The 9,724-nt window shown below is 61.6% G+C and carries 10 protein-coding genes and 1 tRNA gene; 8 read left to right on the top strand and 3 right to left on the bottom strand.

Going from position 1 to position 9,724, the window contains the following annotated elements:
- Window positions 1–488, top strand: a 488-nt coding sequence (locus AC2FNB_RS19270; protein WP_496748443.1) for a DinB/UmuC family translesion DNA polymerase, incomplete at its 5' end; no start/stop codon positions are given.
- On the opposite strand, the gene AC2FNB_RS19275 is transcribed toward AC2FNB_RS19270, so the two are convergent.
- Together AC2FNB_RS19275 and AC2FNB_RS19280 are read right to left on the bottom strand one after the other, a co-directional pair.
- Window positions 477–1,622, bottom strand: coding sequence for an adenylate/guanylate cyclase domain-containing protein (locus tag AC2FNB_RS19275; protein ID WP_496748444.1), 1,146 nt, complete (start codon window positions 1,620–1,622; stop codon window positions 477–479). The two genes, AC2FNB_RS19270 and AC2FNB_RS19275, sit on opposite strands and share 12 nt — an antisense overlap.
- Window positions 1,623–1,712: 90 nt before the next feature.
- Window positions 1,713–2,573 carry an N-formylglutamate amidohydrolase gene (locus tag AC2FNB_RS19280; protein ID WP_496748445.1) on the bottom strand — a complete coding sequence of 287 codons (861 nt, stop codon included), beginning with the start codon at window positions 2,571–2,573 and terminating at the stop codon, window positions 1,713–1,715.
- Between the two features lie 148 nt (window positions 2,574–2,721).
- Here AC2FNB_RS19280 and AC2FNB_RS19285 point away from each other — a divergent pair.
- From AC2FNB_RS19285 to AC2FNB_RS19315, 7 genes are all read left to right on the top strand, one after another.
- Window positions 2,722–2,796: transfer RNA gene (locus AC2FNB_RS19285), tRNA-Val, on the top strand.
- A 92-nt stretch (window positions 2,797–2,888) separates the two neighbouring features.
- Window positions 2,889–3,014: a type B 50S ribosomal protein L36 gene (gene ykgO, locus AC2FNB_RS19290; RefSeq protein ID WP_068338904.1), complete on the top strand. Its 126-nt coding sequence runs from the start codon at window positions 2,889–2,891 to the stop codon at window positions 3,012–3,014.
- Window positions 3,015–3,145: 131 nt separating this feature from the next.
- Window positions 3,146–3,898 carry an SDR family NAD(P)-dependent oxidoreductase gene (locus AC2FNB_RS19295; protein WP_496748446.1) on the top strand — a complete coding sequence of 251 codons (753 nt, stop codon included), beginning with the start codon at window positions 3,146–3,148 and terminating at the stop codon, window positions 3,896–3,898.
- Window positions 3,899–3,976: 78 nt separating this feature from the next.
- Complete coding sequence (locus tag AC2FNB_RS19300) at window positions 3,977–5,584, top strand: arylsulfatase (RefSeq protein ID WP_496748447.1); 1,608 nt, start codon at window positions 3,977–3,979, stop codon at window positions 5,582–5,584.
- A 116-nt stretch (window positions 5,585–5,700) separates the two neighbouring features.
- Complete coding sequence (locus tag AC2FNB_RS19305) at window positions 5,701–6,717, top strand: Fe(3+) ABC transporter substrate-binding protein (RefSeq protein ID WP_496748448.1); 1,017 nt, start codon at window positions 5,701–5,703, stop codon at window positions 6,715–6,717.
- Window positions 6,718–6,837: 120 nt separating this feature from the next.
- Window positions 6,838–7,392 (top strand): helix-turn-helix domain-containing protein, encoded by a 555-nt coding sequence (locus AC2FNB_RS19310; RefSeq protein ID WP_496748449.1) that lies wholly within the window; start codon window positions 6,838–6,840, stop codon window positions 7,390–7,392.
- Window positions 7,389–7,907, top strand: a complete 519-nt coding sequence (locus AC2FNB_RS19315; RefSeq protein ID WP_496748450.1) for a GNAT family N-acetyltransferase — start codon at window positions 7,389–7,391, stop codon at window positions 7,905–7,907. Before AC2FNB_RS19310 ends, AC2FNB_RS19315 begins: the two co-directional genes overlap by 4 nt.
- Before the next feature lie 115 nt (window positions 7,908–8,022).
- Here the strand turns inward: AC2FNB_RS19315 and AC2FNB_RS19320 are convergent, their stop codons facing one another.
- Window positions 8,023–9,690: an ABC transporter permease gene (locus tag AC2FNB_RS19320; RefSeq protein WP_496748451.1), complete on the bottom strand. Its 1,668-nt coding sequence runs from the start codon at window positions 9,688–9,690 to the stop codon at window positions 8,023–8,025.
- Between the last annotated feature and the right edge of the window lie 34 nt (window positions 9,691–9,724).

Below are 9,724 nucleotides of genomic sequence, written 5' to 3' on the forward strand. Positions count from 1 at the left end.
ATCTGGCGCGAGGACAGGACAAGCGTCGCGTCTCGGCGCACGAACCGATGAAGTCAATCAGCAACGAGACCACGTTTTTCGAAGACACCGCCAACGCCGATATTCTGGACGGGCACCTGTGGCGGATGGCGGAAAAGGTGGCCGACCGTGCCAAGGCCAAGGGTCTGGCGGGGCGGGTGGTGACGTTGAAGCTGAAAAAGGCCAATCACAAGATCCTGACCCGACGCGTGTCGTTGAGGGATGCAACGCAGATGGCCGACCGGATCTATCGCACCGCGCGCGGGCTGTTCGACCAGGTCGGAGACCAGGGGCCTTACCGGCTACTGGGCTGCGGTCTGTCCGACCTGTGCGACGCGGAACAGGCGGACATGTCAGGCGATCTGCTGGATCCGGACGCAGCGCGTCGGTCAAAGGCCGAACGCGCCACCGACGAAATCCGCAAAAGGTTCGGCAGCGACGCCATCGTCAAGGGGCGGTCACTGAGATAGTCCGCCCGCTCCGTTCCATCCGGTTATGCTGAAGGCTTCGACAGGGTTGGACAACCCTTTCAAATTCAGCGCACCGATGGATTGGGCAGCTATCTGGTCCTCGACCTCCAGATAGGCGCGCTGGCCAATGAGGATCTGATCCTCGCCCGCCGCGTCGCACAGCCGGGCCGCGATATTCACGACACCGCCAATTGCGGTGTAATCGGCGCGGCCCTTTTGCCCGACCAGCCCCATGGTCGCGTGGCCGCTGTCGATGCCGGCCCCAAGGCCGACGCTGTGCCCCATGCGCCGCCAGGGGGCGCAGATGTCGGAAAACGCATCGCGGATATCCAGGGCCAGCAACACCACCTGATGCACCGGCTGGTCGCAGGGAACCGGGTCGTTGAAGAATACCATCAGCCCGTCGCCTGAGCGATAGCCGATGGTGCCGCCGCGTTCGGCCACCAGTGCGCCTGCGCGGTCATGGAACCGGCGCAGAATGTCGATCACATCCTCGGGTTCCAGCGCCTCGGACAGGGCGGTAAAGTTGCGGATGTCACAGAACAGGCAGGCGATGTACCGGCGGTGGATCTGCAACAGGTCCTCGCGCCCGCCCTCGACCACGGCTTCGGCGATCTGGGGGGCGAGGAATTCCTTGAGCCGTTCCAGACGCCCGATTTCTCCCGCCTGCTGTTCGACGCGGGATTCCAGCTGGGCGTTCAGGGCCGAAATTTCCGACGTCTGCGATTGGACGGTTCGGTTGAGATCGCTGAGCAGAAAGTTCTGGTTCAGCAAGGTCGCAATAACCAAAAGCACATAGGCCAGCGCTTCGACCCGGTGGTCATAGCTGATGTAGAGCGTGGCGATCAGGATGACGACGGCAGCGACGGCAAAGACCAGTGGCAGGGTCCGGTGGTGGCGCTCGTAATCGCACCACACGAAATAGGTGGCGACCAGCGCCAACCCCCACATGAGCACGGCCTGCACATGCGGGTTGAACGGCACCTCCGGCAGGCTGAACAGGGCTTCGAGCACAAAGCCGACATAGCACGCGATCAGCGAGGCAAAGGCCGCCATCGTTGCCGCCCCACCGAGCGATAGGGCGGAACGCGCGAGTGTCGAAACCGTGATGCCCGGTAAATCGCGATGTGTCATGACCGTACAGCCCGTCCTTTTCGATCAGACTAGGCGGGTTTTTGAAATGGGTCAAAACTCAGGATCGGCGCTGGCCCGAACTTTCTGGAATTACTCGGCGGCCAGAGGCACGGATTCCTGACCGATGGCGGCGATCTGCGCGATGACCCCGCGCAGCCTTTTGCGGAAATCACGGTAATGCTCGTTCGGCACGATCTGTTTTTCGTCGATATAAAGCGAGCGGTCGATCTCGATCTGGACTGCGTGCTGCTGACGGGAGGGGCGACCATAGGACTGGGTCACATAGGCCCCTGCAAACGGCGTATTGCGCATCACCCTGAAGCCAGCCTCGGCAAAAGCAGATTCGATCTGATCCACCACTTCGTTCGCGGCCGACGCACCGAAACGGTCACCCAGAACGATTTCGGGGCGGCCTGAATACTTGCGATCGATATTCGCCACCGCCTCGTGAGGCATGGAATGGCAGTCGATCAGGATTGCCTGCCCAAAGGCGCGATGCGACTCGTCCAACAGCGATTGCAAGCGGGCATGGTAGGGCCGCCAGAAAGCGTCGATCCGATGCCGCGCCTCGTTCATTGTAAGCTTACCGCGATAGATCGCGCGCCCGTTGGCCACAACGCGCGGGATCACACCCAAGCCCGAGGCCACACGCGGATTATGCCCGTACTGGCGGGCACCTTCGATCACCGCCGGGTCAAGCTCTTCGGCGCTGCGGTTGAGGTCCAGAAAGGCACGCGGAACGGCCCCCTTGATAAGCGGCGCGCCGAACTCCACCGCCGGTTCGAACAACAGATCGACAAACGCATCCTCGGACGAGCGAATCACATGGCGGTCCAGAACCGAACGCCGCAGCAGCTCCGGGGGATAGCTGCGACCACTGTGCGGCGAGGAAAACACCACGCAAGAGGTGCGATTCGCAGGGGTGCTGAGATGATAGGCGACGTTCTGCATGGATTCTCCTTGTCAGGAACGAACATAGACCGGAAAATTGTTCCGCCAAACCCCTTGATCCCCCCTGCGACTCCTTTTATAGACCCCTCCACCGGCGCGGGGTTCCGCGCCCCATTTCGTTATGGGGCAGGTCACGCAAAGGGAAAGTGGGCGGTTAGCTCAGCGGTAGAGCACTTCGTTGACATCGAAGGGGTCACAAGTTCGATCCTTGTACCGCCCACCATCTATTCACTGTTTCGGGTCCGACCCGAGGCACCCGCTAACCCAGGCGCTGGCCACGTCCTTGATGAAGGCGCCGCAGATTGGAGACAGACCATGAAGGTCAGGAACTCGCTCCGCTCGCTGAAGAACCGGCACCGTGACTGCCGGGTCGTGCGTCGCAAAGGCCGCGTCTATGTGATCAACAAGACGCAGCGCAAGTTCAAAGCTCGCCAGGGCTGAGAATTTCGCACATCTGTTTTTCTGAAAATCGCGCTCTCGGGCGCGGTTTTTCTTTTGCGGCTTGCCCATGGCCGGAAACCTCCTTTCAATTGCTCCGACGCATACAAGTATCGGGAAAGGAGTGCCGGCAAATGATCACCTTTGACTTTTCGGGCCGCGTGGCAGTCGTGACCGGCGCGGGCGGCGGCATGGGGTTGAGTATCGCCAACCGGATCCTGAGGGCGGGCGGCCGCGCCATCCTCATCGACGTCAAACCCGAACCCGAAGGGCTGGAAGGCGACACCGGCAACCGCCTGTATGCCCAAGGCGATCTGACCGATGCCGATTTCGTCACCCGGACCATCGACGCCGGCGCCGAACGGTTCGGGCGAATCGACTATCTGGCCAATGTCGCGGGCGTGTTGTGGTTCGACCGCGACGCCTCGCTTCTCGACATGGACCTTGCGGTCTGGGACCGGGTCTTTGCCATCAACCTCAAATCCATGGTGCACACCGCGCGGGCCGCGGTGCCGCATATGCGGCGCACTGGTGGGGGCGCGATGGTGCATTTTGCCACCACGCAATGCCTGCGCGGCGATCCGAAACCGCAGGACGCCTATTCGACCTCAAAGGCCGGCGTCGGGGCGTTGTCGCGCTCGCTGGCGATGCAACTGGCGGCCGAGAACATCCGATCGAATGCGATATATCCGGGGCTTACCCTGACGCCGTTGCAGGCGCGCTGGGATAGCGATGAAAAGGTGGGCGAAGCAGGCGGCTATGTACCGATGGGCCGGGTCGGCACGCCCGAGGAACTGGCGAATGTCGCGGTGTTCCTGCTGTCGGATGGCGCATCCTATGTCACGGGGATCGACATGCCGGTCGATGGCGGGCTTTTGCTAAAATGACATACCAGGAATAAGCGCAAGGCTCTTGCTCGCTTTGCCGCATCGCGCTTTCCTGTGCCCAGCACATTGGAGACCGCCATGTCAATCCGACCAAATGTGATCCTGATCCTCGCCGACGATATGGGTTTTGCCGATCTTGGCTGCACAGGGTCCGAGATCCGCACCCCGAATATCGACGCACTGGCCGCGAACGGGGCATTGCTTACGGCGATGTACAACTGCGCCCGCTGCTGCCCGACGCGCGCCTCGTTGCTGACCGGACTATACCCGCACAATGCCGGGATCGGACATATGGGGGCCGATCTGGGCACGCCCGCCTATCGGGGATTCCTGCGCGACGACGCCGCCACCATCGCCGAGCATTTGCGCGCCGCAGGTTATCGCACCTGCATGTCGGGCAAGTGGCACGTGGGCGGAGATTTCATGGCCCGCGAGGTCGACAGTTGGCGGGTGGGCGACATCGACCACCCTACCCCGCGCCAGCGCGGGTTCGACCGCTTCTATGGCATCGTCGATGGCGTGACCCATTTCTTTTCACCGCATTTCATGCTGGAAGATGACAGCCGCGTCGAAACCTTTCCCGATGATTTCTACTTCACCGATGCGATTACCGAAAAAGCCATCGGTATGATCGAGGAATCGGTGGCGATGGAGCAGCCGTTCTTCCTGTACCTCGCCCATACCGCGCCGCATTGGCCGCTGCATGCCCACCCCGAGGATATCGCCCGTTATGACGGGGTTTATGAAAAAGGCTGGGATGCCACCCGCACGACGCGGCATGAAACAATGAACGCGATGGGGCTGTTTCAAACCAACTGGCAGATCAGCCCCCGCGACCCGGACGTGATCCCGTGGGACGCCGAACAGAACCACGACTGGGAAGCACGCAAGATGGCAACCTATGCCGCGATGGTGGACCGGATGGATCAGTCTATCGGCACGTTGATCGCAGCCCTGAAGCGGCTGGGTCAGTTCGAAGATACCTTGATCCTTTTTCTCAGCGACAATGGCGGCTGCGCCGAATTCATGGCCGAGGACGGTTGGGCCAAATTCTTTCCCGACACCACCCATGACGGGCACAGGATTGCGATGGGCAACCGGCCCGATGTAATGCCGGGCGACGCATTGACCTATCAAAGCTATGACAAGCCCTGGGCCAATGTCTCGAATGCGCCATTCCGGTTGTTCAAGCACTATGTACACGAGGGCGGCATCTCGACCCCGCTGGTGGCACATTGGCCCAACCGGATCGGGGCGCGGCAGCCGGTGCATGCACCCTGTCATGTGGTCGATATCCTGCCCACCATTCTCGAAGTCACTGGGGCGCAGTATCTGTCTGATCTGGGCGGGCATCAGATCCAGCCCTGTCAGGGCGAAAGCCTGCTCGCGCTGTTGAGCGGCAAGGCGTGGGAACGCCAGCAGCCGATCTATTTCGAGCACGAGGGCAACTCCGCAATCCGGCTGGGTCAGTTCAAGCTGGTGCGCCTGCATGGGCACGATTGGGAGCTTTACGATATGGAAAGCGACCGTACCGAGCTCAACGACCTGATCCACGGCGAAGCCCGGCGCGCGCGCGATCTGACCCGGCAATATCAGGACTGGGCAGACAAGGCAGGCGTTCTGGACTGGAACATCGCCCTGCCCCGGCTTCTGGCAGCCTGGGACATGGACAATCCCGAAGGGTGAAGCCTGCGACGATTTATTCCGACTAATTCAGTCGGAATACCTTGCGTCGCCCGCCGACTCTGGTAATTGATAAAATCAGTCAGATAAAATTCACCCAAACCATGTTGGAACCCGCCATGATCAAGTCATCCACCTGTATCGCCGCTGCGCTGACGGCCCTTGTTGCCACTTCGGCTGCGGCCGAGGGAGAGCTGAACATCTACTCCTCGCGCCATTACGACACCGACGAACAGCTCTATTCCGAATTCGAAGAGGCCACAGGTATCATAGTCAACAGGATCGAGGGCAATGCAGACGAGCTGATGGCCCGGATGCAGGCCGAAGGCGCGAATTCGCCTGCCGACATCTTCCTGACCGTCGACACCTCGCGTCTGGCCCGCGCCAAGGAGGCCGGCATTCTGCAATCGGTCGACAGCGCGGTTCTGGAAGAGCGCATTCCCGCCAACCTGCAAGACGCAGACAACCAATGGTTCGGTTTCTCGCAGCGCGCGCGCATCATCTTTTTCGACAAGGCCGAGGTCGCCAATCCGCCCGTCACCTATCTGGATCTGGCCAAACCGGAATACAAAGGCCTGGTCTGCATCCGTTCGTCGACCAACACCTACAACCAGACCCTGCTGGCCTCGATCATCACCAACCACGGCGCAGACGTAGCCCGTGAATGGGCGGCCGGTGTCGTTGACAACATGGCCCGCGACCCGCAAGGCGGCGATACCGACCAGTTGCGCGGCATCATCTCGGGTGAATGCGAGATCGCCGTGTCGAACTCCTATTACTTCGCCCGTGCCCTGCGCAAGGATATCAAAGGACTGACAGCCGATATCGACATGATCGGCATCCAGTTCCCGGCGCAGGACGCGCAAGGGGCACATATGAACCTCAGCGGCGCCGGCGTCGCAATTCATGCTCCGAACAAGGACAATGCCATCAGGTTCCTGGAATATCTCTCCAGCGACTCGGCACAGGTCTACTTCTCGCGCGGCAATGACGAATTCCCCGCGGTGGCAGGTGTCCCGCTGGCTGAAAACGTGGCGGCGCTTGGCGAATTCAAAGCCGATGAGGTGAACCTGTCGGAGGTTGCAAAGAACATTCCAGAGGCGCAAAAGATCTTTAACGAGGTCGGCTGGAAGTAATCTGCCAGAAAATCGGGCAGAATGGGGCGCAGAGGGGTTCTCTGCGCCATTTTCTGTTTACTTTCCTTTCATATTCAGTGCAGAATTTCCGAAAATGTGAATATTTTTCGGAAATGAGATATGCTGGATGACCTGTCTCACCGCCTTTCACAGCACCTGAGAGAGCTGCGGCGGGGGCGCGGCTGGTCGCTGGATCAGCTTGCCGCGCAGAGCGGGCTGAGCCGGGCGACCCTGTCGCGGATGGAAAAGGGTGAGGTGAGCCCCACCGCCGAGAGCCTGGGCCGATTGTGCGCGGCCTTTGGCCTGCCGATGTCACGGCTGCTGATGATGGTCGAGGAAACCTTTGCGCCCAAGGTGCCCTATGAGCGGCAGACCGAGTGGACCGATCCCGAGACCGGATATACCCGCCGCTCGGTGTCGCCGCCCGCCGGGGGGCTGAGTGGCGAGGTGCTGGAATGCCATCTGCCGCCGGGCACGCGGATCACTTATGACGCGCCGCCGAAACCGGGGCAGGAACATCATCTGGTGATGCTCGACGGCGCCTTGACGTTGACCCTGGACGGCACCGCGCACCGTCTGAATGCAGGTGATTGCCTGCGCTATCACCTGTCCGGCCCCAACCGGTTCGAAACCGGCCCGCAGCGTGGCGCGCGTTATATTCTGGTGCTGATATGATTGCACTGGTGGGAGCCTCCGAATTGCCTGGCGTTCTGGACGATCTCACCGACATACTGCATGCCTGCGTTCACGCCGGGGCCAGCGTCGGTTTCGTCCTGCCCTTTTTCCGATCCGAGGCGCAAACCTATTGGCAAGACCGGGCCTTTCCGCCGATCCGGTCCCGCAACACCGACCTGTTTGTGGCATGCTCCAACAAGAAAGTGGTAGGCACGGTGCAACTGGCGATGGCAGCAATGCCAAACCAACTACACCGCGCCGACGTGGCCAAACTGTTGGTGCACCCCAAGGCGCGGCGGCAGGGTCTGGGAAGGGCGCTGATGCACGCGCTTGAGGCCCGCGCCCGCGCTCTGGGCAAAACGCTTCTGGTGCTCGACACCCGCAGCGGCGATCCATCTCAAACGCTGTACCAAGGGTTGGGGTTCGCGGTTGCCGGACAAATCCCCGGCTATTGCCGCAGCCCGTTTGAAAACATCTTTGAGCCGACCGCCTATATGTACAAATCCCTCACCTAAGCGCCCTGCTTCTTTCTGGTCGAAAATACCCCAGGGTGTTTGAGGGACAGCGTCCCTCAAGCAAAGAACAAATAAGAGCGCGCCGCAGGCGCACAATACCGGCAAGTGCCAAAGATCAAGGGCGTCGACCAACTTGACGGCAGATCAGGATCACCGGCAGCAGGCCCACGGCGAGGATCACCAGCGACGGCACCGCCGCGCCCTCCAGCCGCTCATCCGAAGCCAGCCGATAGGCCTGCACCGCCAGCGTGTCGAAGTTGAAGGGGCGCATGATCAGCGTTGCGGGCAATTCCTTCATCACGTCTACAAACACGATCAGCAGCGCGGTCAGCAGCGAGGGCGTCAGGATCGGCAGGTGCACCCGCCGCAGGGTGCCCAGCGGCGTCTGGCCCAACGACCGGGCCGCCGCATCCATATTGGCATGCACCATGCTCTGGCCACCCTCATAGGCGCTGAGCGCGGCGGCCAGGAACCGCACCATATAGGCCGCGACCAAAAGCCAGATGGAACCGGTGACCAAAAGCCCGGTTGAGATCCCGAAGGTTTCGCGCATCCAGGCGTCCAGCGCATTGTCGAAGGCGGCAAAGGGCACCATCAGCCCGACCGCGATCACGCCGCCCGGAACCGCATAACCCAGCCGCGCCAGATAGGCCGCCCCGGCCGCCTTGCGTCCCGGTTTCAGGCGCTGGAAAAAGCCCACGCAAATTGCGGCGCTGACCGTAACGAAAGCCGCCGTTCCAGCCAGAGTCAGCGAGTTGCGGATGAACCCGACGTAGCGTCGTGAAAGCAGGTCCTGTTCCGATTCCAGCCCCATCTGGATCAGGATCACGACCGGCAACACAAAGCCCAGAAGCACCGGTATCGCACACAGCACAAAGGCGGCGACCGACTGCCATCCCTTGAGCTCTGCCGCGGGCATCGTCGCGTGACGTTTGCCGGCCTGATAGTACTTCGCCTTGCCGCGCTGAGTACGTTCGGCCACGGCCATGACCAATGCAATCCCCAGCAGGCACAGCGCCATTTGCGCCGCCGCCGCACGGTCGCCCATCGAGAACCAGCTGGTATAGATGCCGGTAGCAAAAGTCTGCACCCCGAAATAGGCGACCGTTCCGAAATCGGCGATAGTTTCCATCACCGCCAGCAGGACGCCTCCAGCAATCGCCGGGCGCGCCATTGGCAACGACACCCGCCAGAACGCAGCCCAGGGGCTTGAACCCAGCGCGCGGGCCGCCAGAAAGGCGGTGGCACTTTGCTGCAGGAATGCGGCGCGGGCCAGCAGATAAACGTAGGGATACAGAACAAGAATCAGCATTACTGCCGCGCCCTCGGTCGAGCGGATTTCCGGGAACCAGTAATCGCGCGGCCCCCAGCCCGTCACCTGTCTGAGGGTCGCCTGCACGATGCCGGGGTGATCCAGCACGAATGTATAGGCATAGGCCAGAACATAAGCCGGAAAGGCCAGCGGCAGCACCAGCGCGATCTCCATCAGGCGCACACCGGGAAAGCGGGTCATCGTGACCAGCCACGCGGCACCGACGCCCAGACAAAAGGTACCGCCCGCGACCAACGCCACCAGAACGGCGGTCGTTCCCAGATAACGTGGCAAAACCGTCTGGATCAGGTGGGTGATCGTGTCTGTGCCGCCTGTCAGCGCCGCCAGCGCGACCGCGACCATCGGCAGCAGACAGGCCAGCGCGATAGCGTAGGCAAGCCCGCCCAGCACGCGCGTGCCCAGCGCGTTGCGGTGCCGTGTACCGTGTTCTGCGTATTCGATCTGAGCCATGGTCCCAACAAACAGCAAAGCGGGGCGTCATAGC

The organism is Ruegeria sp. BHSB058 (assembly GCF_059613285.1).

What these genes read in the sequence shown, in the direction of transcription:
- AC2FNB_RS19275 (WP_496748444.1), bottom strand. Translation starts at nt 1,622, where the DNA reads ATGACACATCGCGATTTACCGGGCATCACGGTTTCGACACTCGCGCGT.
- AC2FNB_RS19310 (WP_496748449.1), top strand. Translation starts at nt 6,838, where the DNA reads ATGCTGGATGACCTGTCTCACCGCCTTTCACAGCACCTGAGAGAGCTG.
- AC2FNB_RS19295 (WP_496748446.1), top strand. Translation starts at nt 3,146, where the DNA reads ATGATCACCTTTGACTTTTCGGGCCGCGTGGCAGTCGTGACCGGCGCG.
- AC2FNB_RS19280 (WP_496748445.1), bottom strand. Translation starts at nt 2,573, where the DNA reads ATGCAGAACGTCGCCTATCATCTCAGCACCCCTGCGAATCGCACCTCT.
- AC2FNB_RS19320 (WP_496748451.1), bottom strand. Translation starts at nt 9,690, where the DNA reads ATGGCTCAGATCGAATACGCAGAACACGGTACACGGCACCGCAACGCG.
- AC2FNB_RS19300 (WP_496748447.1), top strand. Translation starts at nt 3,977, where the DNA reads ATGTCAATCCGACCAAATGTGATCCTGATCCTCGCCGACGATATGGGT.
- ykgO (WP_068338904.1), top strand. Translation starts at nt 2,889, where the DNA reads ATGAAGGTCAGGAACTCGCTCCGCTCGCTGAAGAACCGGCACCGTGAC.
- AC2FNB_RS19315 (WP_496748450.1), top strand. Translation starts at nt 7,389, where the DNA reads ATGATTGCACTGGTGGGAGCCTCCGAATTGCCTGGCGTTCTGGACGAT.
- AC2FNB_RS19305 (WP_496748448.1), top strand. Translation starts at nt 5,701, where the DNA reads ATGATCAAGTCATCCACCTGTATCGCCGCTGCGCTGACGGCCCTTGTT.